Source organism: Acidovorax sp. Root70 (genome assembly GCF_001428225.1).
In the GTDB taxonomy this organism is placed as follows: Bacteria; Pseudomonadota; Gammaproteobacteria; order Burkholderiales; family Burkholderiaceae_C; genus Acidovorax.
On record NZ_LMHQ01000028.1, the window covers coordinates 114,070 to 132,427 of the forward strand.

General features: G+C 68.2%; 14 protein-coding genes. 6 read left to right on the forward strand and 8 right to left on the reverse strand.

Annotated elements, in window-relative coordinates; translation table 11 throughout:
* Nucleotides 1-41 precede the first annotated feature (41 nt).
* The gene (locus tag ASD94_RS15175; RefSeq protein ID WP_233247179.1) at nucleotides 42-974 is read left to right on the forward strand and encodes a LysR family transcriptional regulator; all 933 of its coding nucleotides are present in this window, start codon (nucleotides 42-44) and stop codon (nucleotides 972-974) included.
* Nucleotides 975-982: 8 nt separating this feature from the next.
* Here the strand turns inward: ASD94_RS15175 and ASD94_RS15180 are convergent, their stop codons facing one another.
* Nucleotides 983-1,744 carry a DeoR/GlpR family DNA-binding transcription regulator gene (locus ASD94_RS15180; protein WP_056644366.1) on the reverse strand — a complete coding sequence of 254 codons (762 nt, stop codon included), beginning with the start codon at nucleotides 1,742-1,744 and terminating at the stop codon, nucleotides 983-985.
* 158 nt (nucleotides 1,745-1,902) lie between these two features.
* Between ASD94_RS15180 and ASD94_RS15185 the strand changes: the two genes are divergently transcribed.
* Nucleotides 1,903-2,535 carry an NUDIX domain-containing protein gene (locus ASD94_RS15185; RefSeq protein ID WP_056644369.1) on the forward strand — a complete coding sequence of 211 codons (633 nt, stop codon included), beginning with the start codon at nucleotides 1,903-1,905 and terminating at the stop codon, nucleotides 2,533-2,535.
* Between the two features lie 17 nt (nucleotides 2,536-2,552).
* Here the strand turns inward: ASD94_RS15185 and ASD94_RS15190 are convergent, their stop codons facing one another.
* On the reverse strand, nucleotides 2,553-4,925 hold the full coding sequence (locus ASD94_RS15190) for a penicillin acylase family protein (RefSeq protein ID WP_056644372.1): 2,373 nt from the start codon (nucleotides 4,923-4,925) through the stop codon (nucleotides 2,553-2,555).
* A 138-nt stretch (nucleotides 4,926-5,063) separates the two neighbouring features.
* On the opposite strand from ASD94_RS15190, the gene ASD94_RS15195 reads away from it, so the two are divergent.
* Together ASD94_RS15195 and ASD94_RS15200 are read left to right on the forward strand one after the other, a co-directional pair.
* Nucleotides 5,064-6,161 (forward strand): GlxA family transcriptional regulator, encoded by a 1,098-nt coding sequence (locus ASD94_RS15195; RefSeq protein WP_235510679.1) that lies wholly within the window; start codon nucleotides 5,064-5,066, stop codon nucleotides 6,159-6,161.
* A gap of 157 nt (nucleotides 6,162-6,318) precedes the next feature.
* Nucleotides 6,319-7,284, forward strand: coding sequence for a class I SAM-dependent methyltransferase (locus ASD94_RS15200; protein ID WP_056644376.1), 966 nt, complete (start codon nucleotides 6,319-6,321; stop codon nucleotides 7,282-7,284).
* Here ASD94_RS15200 and ASD94_RS15205 read toward each other — a convergent pair.
* Nucleotides 7,281-7,784 (reverse strand): flavodoxin family protein, encoded by a 504-nt coding sequence (locus tag ASD94_RS15205; RefSeq protein ID WP_056644379.1) that lies wholly within the window; start codon nucleotides 7,782-7,784, stop codon nucleotides 7,281-7,283. The two genes, ASD94_RS15200 and ASD94_RS15205, sit on opposite strands and share 4 nt — an antisense overlap.
* 159 nt (nucleotides 7,785-7,943) lie before the next feature.
* Between ASD94_RS15205 and ASD94_RS15210 the strand changes: the two genes are divergently transcribed.
* Nucleotides 7,944-10,748 carry a diguanylate cyclase domain-containing protein gene (locus ASD94_RS15210; protein WP_056644382.1) on the forward strand — a complete coding sequence of 935 codons (2,805 nt, stop codon included), beginning with the start codon at nucleotides 7,944-7,946 and terminating at the stop codon, nucleotides 10,746-10,748.
* Between the two features lie 42 nt (nucleotides 10,749-10,790).
* Here the strand turns inward: ASD94_RS15210 and ASD94_RS15215 are convergent, their stop codons facing one another.
* On the reverse strand, nucleotides 10,791-11,309 hold the full coding sequence (locus tag ASD94_RS15215; protein ID WP_056645042.1) for an EVE domain-containing protein: 519 nt from the start codon (nucleotides 11,307-11,309) through the stop codon (nucleotides 10,791-10,793).
* 238 nt (nucleotides 11,310-11,547) lie between these two features.
* Between ASD94_RS15215 and ASD94_RS15220 the strand changes: the two genes are divergently transcribed.
* Nucleotides 11,548-12,660, forward strand: coding sequence for a DUF3592 domain-containing protein (locus ASD94_RS15220; RefSeq protein ID WP_056644384.1), 1,113 nt, complete (start codon nucleotides 11,548-11,550; stop codon nucleotides 12,658-12,660).
* 25 nt (nucleotides 12,661-12,685) lie between these two features.
* Here ASD94_RS15220 and alkB read toward each other — a convergent pair whose 3' ends face one another.
* The 4 genes from alkB to ASD94_RS15240 all read right to left on the reverse strand — a co-directional run bounded on the left by alkB (nucleotide 12,686) and on the right by ASD94_RS15240 (nucleotide 18,351).
* Entirely contained in the window at nucleotides 12,686-13,339 is a 654-nt protein-coding gene (alkB, locus tag ASD94_RS15225; RefSeq protein WP_056645044.1) for a DNA oxidative demethylase AlkB, read from the reverse strand.
* 63 nt (nucleotides 13,340-13,402) lie between these two features.
* Entirely contained in the window at nucleotides 13,403-14,167 is a 765-nt protein-coding gene (locus tag ASD94_RS15230) for a 2OG-Fe(II) oxygenase (protein ID WP_235510680.1), read from the reverse strand.
* Complete coding sequence (gene ada, locus ASD94_RS15235; RefSeq protein WP_056645050.1) at nucleotides 14,164-15,297, reverse strand: bifunctional DNA-binding transcriptional regulator/O6-methylguanine-DNA methyltransferase Ada; 1,134 nt, start codon at nucleotides 15,295-15,297, stop codon at nucleotides 14,164-14,166. Before ada ends, ASD94_RS15230 begins: the two co-directional genes overlap by 4 nt.
* 234 nt (nucleotides 15,298-15,531) lie before the next feature.
* Nucleotides 15,532-18,351, reverse strand: coding sequence for a DEAD/DEAH box helicase (locus tag ASD94_RS15240; RefSeq protein WP_056644387.1), 2,820 nt, complete (start codon nucleotides 18,349-18,351; stop codon nucleotides 15,532-15,534).
* Nucleotides 18,352-18,358: the final 7 nt, after the last annotated feature.

Below are 18,358 nucleotides of genomic sequence, written 5' to 3' on the forward strand. Positions count from 1 at the left end.
ATGCTGCAAGGCACAATTGCTGATCCAGCAACCGTGCGTTCGTGACTGACGAACGCCAGGGGCCCGCTTTGAACTACGACCTCACCGACCTGCGCCTGTTTGTCGCCATTGCCGAAGAGCGCAACCTCACGCGCGGCGCCGCGCGTGCGTATCTGGCGCCGTCGTCGGCCAGCCACCGGCTGCGGCGGCTGGAGGAGGCGCTGAACACCTCGCTGTTCGAGCGCCAGACGCGGGGCGTGGCGCTGACCCGCGCGGGCGATGCCCTGCTGCGCAACGCCCGCCAGGTGCTGGCCAGCATCGAGCAGATGCATGCCAACCTCTCGCCATTTGCCACCGGCATTCGCGGCCATGTGAGCCTGTGGGCCAACACGCATGCCACCCACACCTTTTTGCCGGATGACCTGGCGGGCTTTCTCAAGCGGCACCCCCAGGTCAGCGTGAGCCTGGAAGAGCGCACCAGCGCCGAAATTGTGGTGGCCGTGGCCAACGGCGAGATCGAGGTGGGCGTGCTGGCAGACAGCGGCACAGGCGCTGGGGTCGAGCTGTCGCCGTACCGGCAGGACCGCCTGGTGCTCATCGTGCCCGCAGGCCATGCACTGGCAGGGCGCGGCCGTGTGGGGTTTGCCGAGGTGCTGGACCAGGCTTTTGTGATGCTGCACGCGGGCTCGGCCATCCACACCTTCACGACCAATGCCGCCGCCGCGCTGGGGCGGCACCTGGACGTGCGCATTCAGGTGCGGAGTTTTGAAGCCGTGTGCCGCATGGTGGGCGCGGGCGTTGGCATTGGCCTGGTGCCCCGGGGCGCGGCCCTGCAGGTGGCGGGCCTGAGCGAGCCGCCGGTGCTGGTGGAGCTGGACGAGCCTTGGGCGCAGCGCGACTTGCAAATCTGCGTGCGCAAGGGCGCGGTGCTGACGGGCTTTGCCGCAGCTCTGGTCGAGCACCTGCGCCAGGGCGGTGGCGCCGCTGCTGCCTGATTGCCTGATCAGCCTGCAGCGATCTCCACCTTGGCGCCGCCGGCCTGCAGCTTTTTGCGCAGCGCCTGCGGCGTGGCGGCGGGCACCACCAGCGCGGCCAGTTCGCGCAAGGGGGCCACGCTGAACGGGGATGCCGTGCCCAGCTTGTCAATTGAGGCCAGCACCACCGTTTCTGCCGCCCGCTGGTGCAGGGCGCGCTTGACGGCGGCTTCCTCAAAGTCTCCCGTGGTCAGGCCGGCCTCGGCATGCACGCCGGTCACACCCATCAGGTACAGGTCGGCCCGCAGCTGGGCGGCGGCCTCGACCACGCTGGCACCCACATTCACCATCGAGTGGCGGAACAAACGCCCCCCCAGCATCAGCACCTCCACCTGCGTGTGCCCAGCCAGCGCCACCGCCACGGTGGGGCTGTGCGTGACCACGGTGGCGCGCAAGTCCAGCGGCAGGTGCTGCACCACCTGCAATGACGTGGTGCCCCCGTCCAGGATCACCACCTGGCCGGGCAACACCAGCGCGGCCCCGGCGCGGCCCAGGGCGCGTTTGTCTTCGGGCGCGAGTTGTTCGCGCGCCTGCAGATTGCCCACAGCGGCCGGGGCGGGCAGGGCGCCGCCGTGCACACGCTGCAGGCGGCCCTCGGCGGCCAGCTCGCGCAGGTCACGCCGCACGGTGTCTTCCGAGATACCCAGCTCTTCGCTGAAGGCCTTGGCCACGATCTGGCCGTCCTGCTGAAGTCGAGCGAGCAGGAGCTGTTTGCGTTGGGTGGTCAGCATGAAGGGTTACGTCCAGTGATTGCACGAATTTTCGTGTTTGTGCATGATATTGCGTAAATCAACGTTGTCAAAAATATGCACAAATCACCAGACCGCACCGCGTCAGCGTTGGCGCCTGCCGTAAGTTGCCACCCAAGCCAGTCCGAAGGGAGCCTTGCATGAGCCGCCCCGTGCCCGATGTCCCCGTCGCCGAGCTGAACGCCCGCACCGAGCATGTGAAGCTGCTGGAGGTGCAGGTGCTCTCCGACAACTGGTATGTGCTGCGCAAGGTCACCTGCTCACTGCGCCGGCGCGACGGCCAATGGCAGACGATGAGCCGCGAGGCCTATGACCGGGGCAACGGCGCCGCGCTGCTGTTGTTCGACCCGCGCCGCAGCACCGTGGTGCTGACGCGCCAGTTCCGGCTGCCCGCCTTTCTCAATGGTTGCGCTGACGGTTTGCTGATCGAGACCTGCGCAGGCCTGCTTGACGGCGACGACCCCGAAACCTGCATCCGCCGCGAGGCCGAGGAAGAAACCGGCTACCGCGTGCGCCAGCCGCGCAAGGTGTTCGAGGCGTACATGAGCCCGGGCTCGGTGACGGAGAAGCTGCACCTCTTCGTGGCCGAATACGAGCCCGGCGACCGCATCCGCAGCGGCGGCGGCCTAGAGGGAGAGGGCGAAGACATCGAGGTGATCGATATGCCGCTGGCCGACGCCCTGGCGGGCATTGCCAACGGCACGATACAGGACGGCAAGACCATCATGCTGCTGCAGCATGTGGCCTTGGGGTTGCTGGGCCACGCCGGCTAAAGGCCTGCGTTACCGGCTCAAGGCCGCACCAGCCGCAGTGGCTCGCCCACGCGCGCCTTCACCACGTCGTCGCGGTGGAAGGGCAGGGTATGCCAGCGCTTGGCCGAGAACTCGCGCATCTGGTCGTTGGCGTGGGGCGATGCGGGGTTGGTGGACTGGCCGTAGGTCAGGATGGCCTGGGCCACCGGGCCCTTGGCGTCGAAGGTCACGGTCTGCACATAGCTGGTGCCGTAGTCGATGCGCAGACCCGCCTTGTTGATGGGCGCGGGCTCTTGGCGGCCCAGGTTGTTGAGCACGCCTTCAAACTCCTCGCCGCCGTGCAGCGCAATCGCTTCTTCGGTGATGGCGGGGCGTTGCACGCTGCCCAGCGTGGCGTCGAGCGTGTAGCCGCTGGTGCGGATGGCCTTGACGGCGCCGTCCAGCGCCTCCCACACCTTGGCAGCGGTGGTGGCGTCGTCCATCTTCAGGCCTGCCGGGGTGGCCACGGGTTGCGCAGGGTCGAAGGGCACGCGGTGCACGCCGGGGATGTTGCGCGCGGTGCGCCAGAACTCGCGGAACACATGGGCGCCGCGGGCATCGACGTTGTTGCGGCGGTCCCAGCCTTTGAGGGCCGTGCAGCCGTCGCGGGATTCGGCCGTGGGGGCCTTGTCGCACGCAGCCAGCAGGTCGGGTACTACCACTTGGGCCATGAAGTTGCGGTTCTCGAACAACTGGCCCTGGATGGCCTGCAGCGTGACCTTGCCCCGGCTGAGCATTTCAGGAATCTCGGCCAGACCGGCGCGGGTGCGTGGCCGGGTCAGGCTGGCGTCGCCCACCAGGGGCGAGATGCCCTCAAACTTCTGGCCGGGGTGGGTGTAGACAAAGCTGTCGTTGCTGTTGTGCACCCAGTCTGTGCGGAAGGCCACCGGCATGCGGCCGATGGGGATGAGTCCTGGCACGGGCGATGCGTTGTCGCGGCGCCAGTCGCAGTCGGCGCGTGATCCGTTCAGCACCACCAAGCCGGCTGCGGCGCGCAGTGCGGCGGCGGGCTGGCTGGGGGCGCAACGGGCGAGCTGGGCGGCGTCCACGTCGGGCACCACGCTCACGTCGGCATACATGGCCTGGCCGCTGCGGTCGGCCGCCAGCGTGTTCACCCAGGGCAGGCCCAGGTTGGCGTGGGCCTTGTGCAGGTCTTGCACCGAGCGTGCACGCGCAAAGGCCAGGGCCGCGTCCATCATGCGGGTGTTGCCGGTGTTGGCGTCGCGCAGGGCGTAGGCGGTCTTGGCGTTCCAGGTCAGGCCCGCGCGGGGCACCACCACCAGCGGGCCCCAGCGGGTGGACCACACGGTGTGCTCCCGCGTCTGCAGCTTGCCGTCCGGGCCGGGGATCTGGGTGTTGACCTTGCGGGCGGTCATCTTCTCGGGCTTGCCGTCCACCAGGTAGGTGGTGGGGTCGCCTTCGGCCAGAGTGACTTCGTAAAAGGTGAAACGCTTGCCGGTGGACACCGTGTGAGACCAGGCCACGTCTTTGTTGAAGCCGATGGAGACCATGGGGTAGGTGCCGATGCCCACGCCCATCACGTCCATCTGGCCGGGCATGGTGAGGTGCATTTCATAGAAGCGATTGGGGCCGCTCCACGGGAAGTGCGGGTTGCCCAGCAGCATGCCGCTGCCGTTGGCCGTCACGTCCTTGCCAAAGGCCCAGGCGTTGGAGCCCAGGGGCGAATCGAGCAGGCCCACATCGCGCAGCGCCTGGGCGGCATCGGCCAGGTTCACGTCAGCAGCGGGTGCCTGCGCCGCCTTGGCGGCGGGCGGCTGGGCGCCCAGCATGCCGTCGGCCAGCGCGGCGATGCCAGCCTGCACGGCCACCACTTCGGCCATGCGGCGGTACTGGGCCATGGTCATGGGTTGCACCCAGGGCTTGCCCCGGCAGGCCTCGGGCAGCGTGGCGGCGTTGTCGACCAGGAATCGGTTGTAGCCCGCCACATAGCCGCGCGCCAGGGCTTGCGTTTCGGCACTGGTCTTGGCCCAGGCGCGCTCCAGCATGGCGTCGTCCATGTGGGCGGCCATGAACAGGTCGATCTGCGCGTTGGGGATATAGCGGCGGCCCAGCAGCCCGATGGTCTGTGCGCCAAAGGTGCTGCTGCGCTGGCCCCGCGCGGTCACAAGCTGGTCAGCAGTCATGCAGACGTTGTCTTGCGCGTAGGCGTACGCCACGCCGTAGGCCAGCGATTCGGCGTCGTTCGCGGTGATGTGCGGAATGCCGTAGGTGGTGCGCTCAATGGTCACGCTGCGGTCTGTGCCTGCAGCGCCTGGCTGGCCGGCGCAGCCCGCCAGGAAGAGGGCGGTGCAGGCCGCTGCCAGGGTGGTCAGGGCCATCGAGAGGCCGCGATGGGTTGAGGGTTCGTGCATGGGTTTGTGTCTCCGTTTGTGTGGGCCCGCAACGCAGAGCAATGGCTGCGGGGTGCTGTCGTCGCACGTTCATGCTACTGCCCAGTAACACTGCAAAGAGGTGGTGGTCTGGCCACGAATGGTGGCAATATCGCCACCATGCCCCTTGCCAAAACTGCCCCGCCGTCTTGCCTGAACGTAGGCATCCTCTGGGGGCACGGCAGCATTGCCAGTACCGCCGCCGCTGCGGTGGACGCTCTGCGCGCCATGAACATGCTGGCGGCGATGCGCCCAGGGGGCGCGCAGCCCGTGGTGCGCTGGTTGTGGCTGCAGATGCCGCAGGAGCGCGATGCCGCCCCGCCGCCGGTGCCCGGCGCAGACGTGGGCCCAGAGGTGCTGGATGTGGTCGTCATCCCCGGCTGGCTGGTCCCCACCGGGCCGCAGTTGCGCGAGATCAGTCAACGCTATAGCCAGCACTTTGGCGCCATGCTTAGGGGCCACCTGCAGCGGGGCGGGCTGGTGGCAGCGCTGTTCAACGGGTCCAGCCTGCTGGCGCACTGTGGCCTGCTGGCGGGGCGCAAGGCGGCGCTGCCCTGGGTGTTTGCGCCGTCCATCGTGCTGCAGTCCAGCGAGGCCGGCGCGAAGACGGCCGATGTGGCCGAGGTAGTCTGGCAGCGGGAACGCACCTGGCAGCGCGATGGCGCCCTGTGGACCACGGCCTCGCTGCAAGACACCCTGGCGGCCATGTTGGACCTGCTGGCCCAGACACCGGCGGCCGAGCTGGCGCAGGCCGCATCGCACGCGCTGCTGTTCGATCCCCAGCGCCAGCTGACCGCCACCACCGCCATGGAGACCCCCACGGGCCACCCCCTGGCTGCGGGCGCGCTGGAGCAGGCGCGGCGCTGGCTACAGGACCACCGCAACGAACCCTACAGCCTGCAGGCTACGGCCCGCGCCGCCGCCACCAGCCCGCGCACCTTGCTGCGCTGGTTTGCCCAGGTGCATGGCGAAACACCACAGGACTACCTGCACCGGCTGCGCATTGCCCAGGCCCAGGCGCTGCTGCAGACCACCTACCTCACAGTGGACGATGTGGCGCAGCAATGCGGCTACAACGACACGGGAAGTTTCCGCAAGGTGTTCACCCGCGTGGCGGGGGTGACGCCAGGGGCCTACCGTCAGCGCTTCAAGCTGCGCACGTCGCGCAAGCAGTGGCTGGGGCGGCAGGGGCTGTCTGGCGACGACGGGCCGGTGTAGGCAGGCCGATGGCATTCGCTGTCGCTGGTGGGTGTTTGCGCCAGCGCCGGCGGCGATAATGCTGCGTTGCTATTGAATCAATAGCTGCTCAGGCATGATTTACTAGCGCTTGGTGCTGTTTTGATTCTCAAACTGTTTTTTGTTGTCATTCTTCTCCATGCAAGCCCTGCTCGACGCCATTGCCGCCATGCCCCTGCCCACCGACGCCCAGCGCGTCTTCCACGGCCGGGGTGGGCTGTTTCCGGGCTGCGAGCAGTGGGTGCTGGACGCGTACCCGCCGGTGCTGGTGCTGACGAGCTTTGCCCCAGTCAGCGACGCCGAACTGGAGATCATCGGCGCGGCGCTGCAGGCACGCTGGTCGCAGATTGCGCCCGAAGGCCAGCCGCTGAACTGGGTCTTCCAGCACCGGGGCGAGGCCCTGCGCATTGAGGGCCGCAGCGAAACGCGCCTGATGGCCGGCGCCGTACCTGACCCCCATGTGGTCACCGAAGCGGGCGTGCGCTACCGCGTGCATGTGCTGCGTGGCCAGAACCACGGCCTGTTCCTGGACATGGCCGCAGGCCGCCGCTGGGTGCATGACTACGCCGCCGCGCGCAGCCAGGACCGCTACGGCCTCAAGGTGCTGAACCTGTTTGCCTACACCTGCGCGTTTTCGGTGGTGGCGCTGCAGGCGGGCGCCAAACAGGTGGTCAATGTGGACATGAGCCATGGCGCCATCGGCATCGGGCAGCAGAACCACCAGCTCAACGGCATCACCTCGGGTGCCACCTTCCTGCCGCACGACATCTTCAGCAGCTGGGGCAAGATCAACCGCAGCGGCCCGTATGGCCTGGTCATCGTGGACCCGCCCAGCTACCAGAAAGGCAGCTTTGTCGCCACCAAGGACTACGCCCGCCTGATGCGCCGCCTGCCCGACCTGCTGGCCCCCGGCGGCCAAGCACTGCTGTGCCTCAATGCGCCCGAGCTGGGCCTGGCCTTTTTGCAGGACCAGATGCAGGAGCTGGCGCCAGAACTGCGGTTTGTGGAGCGTGTGGCCAATCCGGCTGTGTTTGCCGATGTGGATCCGCAGCGCGCGCTGAAGGTGCTGGTGTACCAGGCGCCTGAACTGGCGGCGACAGCCTAAAACACCCCCATCCCCAGCCCCGCCGCCATCGCCTCACCCAGTGCGCGGCAGCGCTCCAGGTCGGCCGGTGCAATCTGCTTGGGGGCCAGGATGGCCTCGGGCGTTTGTGCGTGGGTGCAGACGATCAGTGGGTCTGCCACAGGCCGCAGGCGCCAGCCGGTGGCGATGCGTGCGATCTGGCGGGCGGCGTTGGTGCCGTCGCTGCCAGCGCAGACCAGGCTGGCATAGGGGCGGCCATTGATCTGGTCGAGTGCGCCGTAGTAGGTGCGGTCAAAAAAGTCCTTGAGCAGGCCGCTGACAGCCGCCAGGTTTTCGGGCGTGGCAAACAGATAGCCGTCCGCTGCCAACACATCGGCGGCATGGGCCTCAGGGGCGGTCAGGAGCCGTACGGTCACCCCGCTGTCAGCCGCTGCCGCGCCAGCGCAGGCCGCGTCCACCATCTGGTGGGTACCGCCGGTGAGCGAGTGGTAAACGATCAGCAGGTTTTTGGCAGTGTGCATGGTGCCAGCATAGACGGGTGTGTAGACGCGGCGGGTGCCTGCGGGCGTTGCGTCCCGGGGGCATGCGGGTTTTCCCAGCGCCGGTGTGTGCGAATACGCTGCTGAGACCTGGGTTCGCTGCCAGAATGGGGCCCTTTGCAGCACGCACCGTCCGCATCCATGCGCTTGATTTCCTCTGTGTCCCGTTGGCTGCAGACCACACGTTCTCGGCTGACCCTGCTGTTTGGTGGCACGGCGGTGGCCACGGGCCTGGCGGTGGGTCTGTTGGCTGACGAACTGTTGACCCGACAGCTCACGGACCTCAGCGGGCAGTCGCTCATGAACTCCAGCCAGCCCATTGCGTTGGCGCTGGCCCAGGGCATGCAAGAGCGCGAACGCGAAATTTCTCTGCTGAGCCACCTGCCCATGCTGACCCAGGGCTCAGGCTACAACCCGCAATTGCAGGCCCACCTGGAGCAGATCCGGCAGTCCTACCCGTTCTATTCATGGATCGGCGTGACCGACACCCAGGGCGTGGTGGAGGTGGCCACGGGCAATCTGCTGCAGGGCCAGGATGTGTCCCAGCGGCCCTGGTTTAGTGCGGGCCGCCAGGGGCCTTATGTGGGCGACGCGCACGACGCGGTGCTGCTGGACAAGCTGCTGCGCGCGCCAGGCAGTCCGGTGCCTTTGCGTTTCATGGACTATGCGTCGCCCGTGCGCGGGCAGGACTCTGCGCTCAAGGGCGTGGTTGCCGCGCATGTGAACTGGGCGTGGGTACAGGACATCATCCACCGCGCAAGTCCGGCCGCACCTTTGTCCAACGGCCTGGAGGTCATGCTGGTCAACAAGGACGGCGTCATCAACACCGAGGGCGCGGTCGAGCAGCCCCGCGCAGCCTTGCCCATCCTGCCTGAGCCGGGCGCGTTCCGCGTGATGTCCTGGGGCGACACGTCCAGGCAGGCTTACCTCACGGCCGTGGTGTCGGTGCGCGCCCAGACCGCCACCGACCTGGGCTGGTTGCTCGTTACGCGGCAGCCGCTGGAGATGGCCTTGCAGCCCATCAACCGCCTGCACACCCTGCTGGCGCTGTTGTTGGGTCTGATGGCGGCGTTGCTGGCCGGGCTGGCCTACGGGGTGGCCCGGCGCTTCAGCCAGCCGGTGGAGCGCCTGGCCGAGGCCGCGCGCCAGGTGCAGGCCACCGGACAGGTTGCCGCGCTCGACTTCGAGATGAAAACGGTGGAGTTTCAGCACCTGCGCTCGGCGCTGCAGAACATGGCGCAGGGCCTGCTGGAAGGCCGTGCGGCACTGCAAAGCGCCAACGCCGAGTTGGAGCAGCGCGTAGCCGAACGCACCGTGGCCCTGCACCAAAGCGAGCAGCGGTATCTGTCGATCCTGGAGGACCAGACCGAGATCATTTGCCGGTTTGACGCCAGCAACCGCATGACCTTTGTGAACGAGGCGTTCTGCCGGCTGTTCCACCTGCGCCGCGACGAGGTGGAGGGCCAGGTGTGGGCACCCATCGTGCACCCCGACGATCTGCCCCTGGTCACGCAGGCGCTGCAGGGCGTCAGCCCTGCGCAGCCGCTGGCGGTGGTGGAAAACCGCGTCGTGACGGGCGACGGAACCATCCGCTGGTGCCAGTTCAGCAACCGCGCCTTGTTCGACGACAACGGCCAACTGATGGAGTGGCAGTCGGTGGGGCGCGATGTCACCGAGCGCCGCCAGCTCGAAGCCGAGCTGGCGCAGGCCTCCGAGCAGTTTCAGGACCTGTACGACCATGCGCCTTGCGGGTACTACGCGCTGGACGGCCAAGGCAAATATGTGCACCTGAACCTGCTCACCTTGCAGTGGCTGGGCATGCCGCGCGAAGAAGTGATCGGCAAGCTGGGCCCGGCGGATTTCTTTGACGAGGAAGGCCGGGCGCAGTTTGTGGCGAATTTCCCGACCTTTTTGCGGACCGGGAAGATCGGGCCGCTGGAGTTCAACCTGTGCGGCCGTGGCCGCGGGCCGCGGCGGGTGAGCGTGTCGTCCACCGCCATCCTCAACGCGCAGGGCGAGTACGTGATGAGCCGCTCCATCATGTACGACGTGAGCGAGCTGCATGCCGCACGCCAGCAGCTGCACACCCTGAACCTGGAGCAGCACGCGATGCTGGACAACGACCTGATCGGCATCGCCAAGGTCAAGGACCGCGTCATTGTCTGGCGCAACCCGGCGCTGGAGCGCATCTTTGGCTACGCGCCCGGCGCCCTGCAGGGCCGTACGACCGAAGAGATGTTTGTGGACCGCGAGGACTTCCTGACCTTTGGCCGCGACGCCTATGCGGTGGTGGCCTCGGGCCAGCACTACCGGCAGCAGCGCCGCATGCGCCGGGTGACGGGCGAGGAGGTGTGGATCGACGTCAACGGCGTGATGCTCGGGGCCGAGGGGGAGTCCCTGTGGCTCATGCAGGACATCACGGCCATGAGGCAGTACCAGGAGCAGGTGGAGCACATTGCCTTCCACGACAGCCTGACCGGCCTACCCAACCGGCTGCTGCTGGCCGACCGGCTGGCCCAGGCCTTTGCGCTGTGCGACCGTACCCATACCCAGGCGGCGGTGTGCTATCTCGACCTCAACGGCTTCAAGCCCATCAACGACCGCTATGGCCACGATATGGGCGACGAGGTGCTCAAGATCACTGGCCGCCGCTTGCTGGAGCAGGTGCGTGGCAACGACACGGCGGCCCGCATCGGGGGGGACGAGTTTGTGCTGGTGCTCACCGCCGTAAAGGACCCGGCCGAGGTGAGCGTGGCGCTGCAGCGGGTGATGGCAGCCATCGAGCAACCCATCGACCTGGGCGGAGGCCGCGTGGTGAGTGTGTCGGCCGCGGTCGGCACCGCCCTTTATCCCCGCGATGGCACTACGACGTTCGGTCTGCTGCGTGCAGCCGACCAGGCCATGTACGCCGACAAGGGGCATGTGTCGGCCGAGCGCAGCCTGTGATTGCCTTTTTGTGCAACCGCGGGCCCGATGCGTGGATGGGCGTCAGCCGCCCGACATCAGCACCTCGGTGATATAGGCCCACTCTGACGCCTCTACCGGCGTGATGGACAGGCGGCTGCCCTTTTGCAGCACCCGCATGTCCGCCAGTGTCGGCTGGGCGCGCAGCTCGGCCAAGCTGATCAGCCGCGTCTTGCGCACGGCCTGCACGTCCAGCAACAGCCAGCGAGGGTTGTCTGCCGGGGACTTGGGGTCGTGGTAGGGCGATGCAGGGTCGAACTGCGTGGGGTCGGCGCGGGTGCCGCTGGCCACGCGGGCCAGGCCGGCAATGCCAGGCTCGGGGCAGCTGGAGTGGTAGAACAGCACGCCGTCCCCCACCTGCATTCCATCGCGCATGAAGTTGCGGGCCTGGTAGTTGCGCACGCCGGTCCAGGGCACGGTGGCTTGGGGCGCGACCAGGGCGTCGTCGATGGAGCACTCGTCGGGCTCGGACTTCATGAGCCAAAACCGTGCTGGTTGGTCTGCGGCGGGCGAAGGGTGGGTGGGGTGTGGAGCGGAGGCCATGGGCGCATTCTGTCCAAGATGCAGCGGCTGGTGGTGGGCAGCCTGCGCCACGCAGGATGCTCATCGTTTGCTATGTTGTTAATAGCTATTAAGGCATATTCAACCTGCGCTTGCGGCCAAAAGTACCCCAAATCACCCTGTACATGCTGAAATTGGCCCTCCATCTGTGCTGGCAGATGGCACAACCCGGTTACGTTATCTCGCCGGTCTCCAGCCTGGATTGCCCTGTTATCTGCCCATGAAACGACCTTCTTCACCCTCCACTACTCGGGGCGCACGTAACCCGGCTGCCCGCACCGGCAAGCGCGCAGGTGGCTGGCTGCTGGGCCTGTTTGCCCTGCCATTTGCGGCTGTGGGCGTGGGCATGCTGCTGCTCAGCGTGCTGCCCACGCTGTACGACTGGGCACGCGTGCAATGGTGGCAGCCCGTGCCCGCCACGCTGGTGACGGCACGCCTGGAGACCAGCCGCAGCAGCAAATCCAGCTCCTACACCGTCAAGGCCAGCTACCGCTATCAGGTGGCGGGGCGTGAATACCAGGGGGATCGCGTGGCGATCAGTGGCGGTGGCGACAACGTGGGCGATTTTCAGGAAGCGCTGGGTGCGCGGCTGGAGCAGGCGCTGCGCGATGGCGCGCCCGTACAGGTGTGGGTCAGTCCGACCGACCCTGCGCAAGCAGTCATCGACCGCAGTCTGCGGCCCGGTCTGCTCGCCCTGAAGATGGTGTTTGTGGTGGTGTTTGGTGGCGTGGGTGTGGGGCTGCTGGTGCATGTGCTGCGACCGGCCCGTGCCGCGCAGGGCCTTGTGGGCAGCAACGGCCAGCCGCTGACCGCCGGGATGCCCGGGCGGGTGGAGCGCATACCTGGCGGGGTGACCATGTACTTTCCGGCCGGACGTTGGTGGGGACTCAAGCTGGCGCTGGCATTGTTTGGTGCGGTTTTTCTGGCCGTGGGCGCGTTGGTGCCTTGGGAGCAGGAGGCATCAGCAGATGTGGCGCCGTGGCTGTTGCGCCTGGTATTCGGCGGTGTGGGCGGCATGGTACTGCTTGGCAGTTTCTACGCCCTGGCCAACAGCCTGCGTGTGCGACTGGACCACAACGGCCTGCGTACCGAGCGGCGCCTGCTGGGCCTGATGCTGCAGTGGCACCAAGTGCCCGGCCCCGAAATCGCCCGGCTGCGTGTGGTGGAGAGCTACGCGGTCCAGAGCAACAGCCGCCGCGAGGTCTACTTCCGCATCGTGGCCGAGCTGCGGGGCGGGCGGCAGCTCACCATCGCCCAGGATCTGAAGGGGCGCGCCCAGGCCGACAAGCTGCTGGCGTCCATTGGCGGCTGGACCGGCTACGCCACGCGCTGAGCTCAGCGGGGTCGCTGAGACGACCTCAACCGGCCTTTCTGAACGTGAGGTTGATGCGATGCGCACCCGTCAACGGGTGGTGCGCCTCGGGCAAGGGCAGCACTCCATGAAAGCGCAACCGCGCCGACCCGCCCCACACCACCACATCGCCGTGCAGCAGCGCGATGCGGCGGGTCTTGTCCGCCCGCTGCGCGCCGCCCCACAGAAACATCGCCGGAACGCCCAGCGACACGGACACGATGGGGTGGGCGTAGTTGCCTTCGTCGCGGTCCTGGTGCAGTGACAGGCGCGTGCCGGGGGCATAGCGGTTGATGAGGCAGGCATCGGGCGCAAAACCGGCGAAGCCAGCTGTTACAGCGGCTTCGCGCGCGAGTTGGCGAAACAGCAGCGGCATGGCGGGCCAACGCTGGCCGGTCTGCGGGTCGATGGGGTCATAGCGGTAGCCGCTGCGGTCACTCACCCAGCCCAGCGCGCCGCAGTTGGTCATGGCCACCGACATGGTCAGGCCGCCGGGGGTCACCAGGTGCCTTAAGGGTGCCTGGGCGGTGACCTGCTGCACCGCAGCCAGCAACTCCGCCGCCTGGGCCAGCGCAAAGCCGCGCAGCACTACGGCGCCGGGCTCCAGCACTTCGGGTGGCCCGGCGGGCTGGGGTGGGTCGTCGAACAGGCTGGCGGTCATGGCATCGGTCATTGTGGGCGAGGGGCTGTCCGCAAGGGCACTGTGGGTGCTGCGGGCGCGGCGTCACTCAGCATCATGAAAGATGATGCCCAGCGTGTGCCGCTGCCCGCTGCGCAGGCGGCTCACGCCATGGCGCATCTGCACGCGGTACGGCCCGCGCGTGCCCTGCACGGGGCGGTGGTGCACGGCAAACACCACGGCGTCGCCGCGCGAAAGTGGCACCACCTCGGCCCGCGACTGCATGCGCGGGCGCTGTTCGGTCAGCACGAACTCACCGCCGGTAAAGTCGCGCCCCGGCTCCGACAGCAGGATGGCCACCTGCAGCGGAAACACATGCTCGCCATACAGGTCCTGGTGCAGGCAGTTGTAGTCGCCCGACCCGTACTGCAGCAGCAGCGGGGTGGGGCGCACCTGGCCGGCGGCGTGGCAACGGGCGATGAAGTCGGCATGTTGCACGGGGTAGCGCACGTCGGTGCCCATCGCGGCGTTCCATTGGTTGGCGATGGGGGTCAGATGCGGGTACAGCGCCTCGCGCAGACCCGCCACCAGGTCGGGCAGCGGGTAGCTGAAGTACCGGTATTCACCCTGGCCAAAGCCGTGGCGCTGCATCACCACGCGGCTGCGAAAGGTGCCCTCTTGCGCGTGGCCGTACAACTGCGCCAGGGCGGTGCATTCGGTGGCGTCCAGCAGTTGGTGCAGCACGGCATTGCCTTGCTGGTGCAAGGCCTCGGTGGCGGCCTGCCAGTCGATGGCAGCCGCGCGTTGATGCCACAGGCCGTCCGCTGGAGTGCCGGGTGTAGAAAGAGTCGAAAGAGCCGCCCCGCTCATGCCACCTTCTCCGTGTGCAGAGGAGCCGCTTCTGTTTCGGACTCGCGCGCCAGCAGGGCGCGTTTGCGCTCAACGCCCCAGCGGTAGCCCGACAGCGCGCCATCGCTCTTCACCACCCGGTGGCACGGGATGGCCACTGCCAGCCCATTGGCCGCGCAGGCCTGGGCCACGGCCCGCACGGCCTTGGGGCTACCAATGCGCTGGGCCACCTCGGCATAGCTGGCCGTCTGCCCGGCCGGTATGGCCTGCAGCACCCGCCACACCCGCTGCTGGAACGCGGTGCCGCGCACATCCAGCGGCAGGTTCAGCCCCAGGCCCGGGGCCTCGACAAACGCCACCACCTGCGCCACCAGGGCTTCAAACGCGGCGTCGCTGCCGATCAGGCGGGCCTGCGCAAACCGGTCCTGCAGCTCGCGCAGCAGCGCATCGGGGTCGTCGCCCAGCAAGATCGCGCAGATACCACGGTCGCTTTGCGCCACCAGAATCGCGCCCAGCGAGCATTGGCCGATGGCAAAGCGGATGTCTTGCGACGCACCCCGCGCACGGTACTGGCTGGGCCGCATGCCCAGCACCTGGGCCGACTGTTCGTAAAACCGGCTGCTGGACTGGTAGCCCGCGCCATAGATGGCGTCCGTCACCGAGTCCGTGGTCGGGCTGTCGAGCGCACTGCGCAGCCGCTGCGCGCGCTGGGCCACTGCATAGGCCTTGGGGGTGAGGCCCGTGGCCTGCTTGAAGATGCGGTGCAGGTGCGAGGCGCTCAGGCCCACACGCGCTGCCAGTGCATCGAGCGTGGGGGCATCACCGGGCGCGGCGCTTTCGATGATGCGGCAGGCCTCCGTCACCAGCGCCGCGTGGTGCGACAGCGCGGTGGCCTGGCGCGGCTTGCAGCGCTGGCAGGGGCGAAACCCGGCGTGCTCCGCATCGTCGCAACTGGCATGGAACAGCACGTTCTCCGGCCGGGGTGTGCGCGACGTGCAGCTGGGGCGACAGTACACGCCCGTGGTCTGCACCGAGTACCAGAACGTTCCATCGGCCCCAGTGCTGCGCTCTACCACCGCCGCCCAGCGCGGGTCGGCCTGGGTGGCGGCTGCCTGCGCGGCTTTGGTGTTGGGGCGGTGGCGTGTGGGCATGGGGGCGCTGTGGGGCAGAAGGGTGGACACGTTCATCATGGTGCACGGCTCACTAGGTGGGTTGCAATGCCATGCACTCTAGGGACGGAGGCTGTGGGGCGCACTCCGAAGCTTGCTTTTGAATTCTGCGCTTTTGCGCAAGGCTCACCGCACGGATGAATGTGCTCATCTATTGATAGCTGTCAGCGCATGATTTACTAGCGCTACAAGGCAAAAACGCCCAAAACTCAGGTTTCAGATTTCAGGTGGCTGCAGCGGCCGGGGTCGCCGTTTGCCCGTACCGCCCCAGCGCAGCGCGTCTTCGCCGGGGATGCCCAGCGGGTTGTTGGCGGGTTCGGTCAGGGGCGCCAGCAGCGCATGCAGATCGGCCTCGCTGAACTTGACCGCGCCATCGGCATCGTGCCCCAGAACGCCCTGGGCCAGCGCGGCTTTGCGGGCCTGCAGCTCCAGCATGCGCTCCTCGATGCTGCCTTCCACCACCAGCTTGTAGACAAACACCGGCTGGTCCTGCCCGATGCGGTGGGCGCGGGCGGTGGCCTGTTCTTCGACGGCGGGGTTCCACCACGGGTCCAGGTGGATCACGGTGTCAGCGGCCGTGAGGTTCAGGCCCAGGCCACCGGCCTTGAGGCTTACCAGCAGGATGGCGGCACTTGCGTCGCCCTGCGCCTGGAACTGCCGCACCACCGCGCCGCGCTGGCGGGGCGGCGTCTGGCCTGTGAGGGTGAGGTAGGGCAGGGCCAGGGTGTCGAGCATCTCGGCCGCCAGCGCCAGCATTTCGGTGAACTGCGAGAACACCAGAACGCGGCGGCCTTCGTCGACCAGGGCGGGCAGCAGGTCGGCCAGCAGTTCGAGCTTGGCGCGCTCCATGGTGTGAGCCGTTTTCGTGGTTCCTTTGACGAGTCGCGGATCACAGCAGACCTGGCGCAGCTTGAGCAACGCGTCCAGGATGGCGATTTGCGAGCCTTCAAAACCCTGGCGCTCCAGCGCACGGCGCACCTGTTTGTCGGCGGTGGTGCGCACGGCCTCGTACAGCTCACGCTGCTTGCCTTGCAGCTGCACGCGCAAGGTGGTTTCGGTACGCGGCGGCAGTTCGGTGGCCACGTCCTGCTTGCGGCGGCGCAGGATGAAGGGGCGCACGCGCTGCGACAGCAGCTGGGCGCGCAAGGTTTCGCCGTTTTCTTCGATGGGCTTGCGCCAGCGGGCGTTGAAGCTGCGCACATCGCCCAGAAAGCCTGGCATCAAAAAGTCGAACTGCGCCCACAGCTCGCCCAGGTGGTTCTCCAGCGGCGTGCCGGTCAGGCACAGCAGGTGCGGCGCCTGCAGCTTGCGCAGGGCGCGGGCGCTGCGGCTGCCGGCGTTCTTCACCATCTGGGCTTCGTCCAGGATCAGCAAGTGAAAAGGCTGCGCGGCCAGTGCCTCCACATCGCGCCACAGCAGCGGGTAGGTGGTCAGCACCAGGTCATGGTCGGCGATGTGCAGGTAGCGTTTGCTGCGGTCGGCGCCATGCAGGGCCAGCACGCGCAGGCTGGGCGCCATGCGGGCGGCTTCGGCCTGCCAGTTGAAGAGCAGCGAGGTGGGTAGCACCACCAGGGCCGGGCGACTCAGCCGCCCGGCCTCTTTTTCGGTCAGCACGTGGGCCAGCGCCTGTGCGGTCTTGCCCAGGCCCATGTCGTCGGCCAGAATGCCGCCCAGGCCTTGCGCGCGCAGGTACTGCAGCCAGGCCAGGCCTTCGAGCTGGTAGGGGCGCAACTGCACCTGCAGGCCCTGCGGCGCTGCTACGGGCTGGGGCGTGCCGATAGAGCGCAGGCGCTTGGCGAGCTGGGCCAAACCCACATCGCCCTGCAACTGCCAGTCGTTGCTCCAGCCGTTCACCGTGCCCACGCGGTGCGCCTGCACCAGCCCGGCGCGCAGGGCCTCGATGCGGCGGGCCTCCCAGGCGCCCAGGCGCAGCGGGTCGCCATCCTTGAGTTGTTTGCGGGTGGGGTCGGTCAGCAGGTCCACCATGGCGCCCACGATGGCCTTGAGCGGCCCGGCCGGCGCCTCGATGCGCTTGCCGCCGGGCGCACGCAGCGAAATGATGGCGATGTCATCGATGGCGGCCATCTGCCGCCCGTTCAGCCAGCGGGCGTCGCGGCGCAGCAGGTCGGCCAGCATGGGGGCAAGATCCAGCGTTTCACCGTCGATCTCGATGCCCAGGCTGAGCAGCCAGGCGCCCTCGCGCTCGGGCAGCATGAGCTTTTGCACGGGGCGCTCGCGTACGGCCAGCGGCCCGTCCACTTCCTTGCTCAGCAGCTCGCCGGTGTCGGGGGCGATCAGCAGCTTCCAGCGCTGCACGGGCACGCTTTCGTGCGCAAAGCCGGGCTGTACCACCACACTCCAGCCTTCGGTGCGCAGCTGGGGCACCACGTCGGCCCAGAAGTCGCCAAAGTGCGCCTCTTGCGCCAGGGTCCACACGGGCCCCAGCGTGGCAGCGGCAGCGCGGTGGCGCCACTGCAGGCTTTTTGGGTCCACGGGGGTCAGGCCCAGGTCCCACACGCGGTCCATGGCATCGGCCTCGGCGGCCAGGTTGCGCTGCATGCGCGCCACCGGGCCACCGGTGTCGAACAGGTCTTGCACCGGGGCCGGGCGCGCGTTGAGGATGGAGGTGGGCGCGGGCGTCTGCCAGGTGGCGCCGCTGTCGGTGCGGTAGGTCCAGTCGATCTGCACCAGCGTCACGCTGTCACCGCGCGGGCCCAGCTTGCCCTGGGGGGCCATGCCCAGCAGGCCGTCGCCCCGGCCCAGGGTCATGAGGGTGATGCGCGGGCGAAACTGGCCGGGGATGACGCCATCGGGTGTGCCGGGCGTGGCGGGCGCCGCGCTGTGGCCCGGCCGGTGCCCGCCATCGCCCCGCAGCTGGGCCATGACCTGCGAGGCCTCGGCGTCGGTCAGCGGGGGCAGCTGCTGCAGGGCGGCACTGTCAGCCCGGTTGCGCAGGGCCTGGGCCCATTGCGCGACCACGTGGGCACGGCCTGCGGGGGGCGTGGGTGGAACGGGTGACGGCGGCAGGCTGGGCATGGGCTGG

Coding starts and splice junctions, on each gene's coding strand:
- ASD94_RS15180 (WP_056644366.1), bottom strand. CDS start 1,744: ATGCTGACCACCCAACGCAAACAGCTCCTGCTCGCTCGACTTCAGCAG.
- ASD94_RS15185 (WP_056644369.1), top strand. CDS start 1,903: ATGAGCCGCCCCGTGCCCGATGTCCCCGTCGCCGAGCTGAACGCCCGC.
- ASD94_RS15190 (WP_056644372.1), bottom strand. CDS start 4,925: ATGCACGAACCCTCAACCCATCGCGGCCTCTCGATGGCCCTGACCACC.
- ASD94_RS15195 (WP_235510679.1), top strand. CDS start 5,064: ATGCCCCTTGCCAAAACTGCCCCGCCGTCTTGCCTGAACGTAGGCATC.
- ASD94_RS15200 (WP_056644376.1), top strand. CDS start 6,319: ATGCAAGCCCTGCTCGACGCCATTGCCGCCATGCCCCTGCCCACCGAC.
- ASD94_RS15205 (WP_056644379.1), bottom strand. CDS start 7,784: ATGCACACTGCCAAAAACCTGCTGATCGTTTACCACTCGCTCACCGGC.
- ASD94_RS15210 (WP_056644382.1), top strand. CDS start 7,944: ATGCGCTTGATTTCCTCTGTGTCCCGTTGGCTGCAGACCACACGTTCT.
- ASD94_RS15215 (WP_056645042.1), bottom strand. CDS start 11,309: ATGGCCTCCGCTCCACACCCCACCCACCCTTCGCCCGCCGCAGACCAA.
- ASD94_RS15220 (WP_056644384.1), top strand. CDS start 11,548: ATGAAACGACCTTCTTCACCCTCCACTACTCGGGGCGCACGTAACCCG.
- alkB (WP_056645044.1), bottom strand. CDS start 13,339: ATGACCGCCAGCCTGTTCGACGACCCACCCCAGCCCGCCGGGCCACCC.
- ASD94_RS15230 (WP_235510680.1), bottom strand. CDS start 14,167: ATGAGCGGGGCGGCTCTTTCGACTCTTTCTACACCCGGCACTCCAGCG.
- ada (WP_056645050.1), bottom strand. CDS start 15,297: ATGCCCACACGCCACCGCCCCAACACCAAAGCCGCGCAGGCAGCCGCC.
- ASD94_RS15240 (WP_056644387.1), bottom strand. CDS start 18,351: ATGCCCAGCCTGCCGCCGTCACCCGTTCCACCCACGCCCCCCGCAGGC.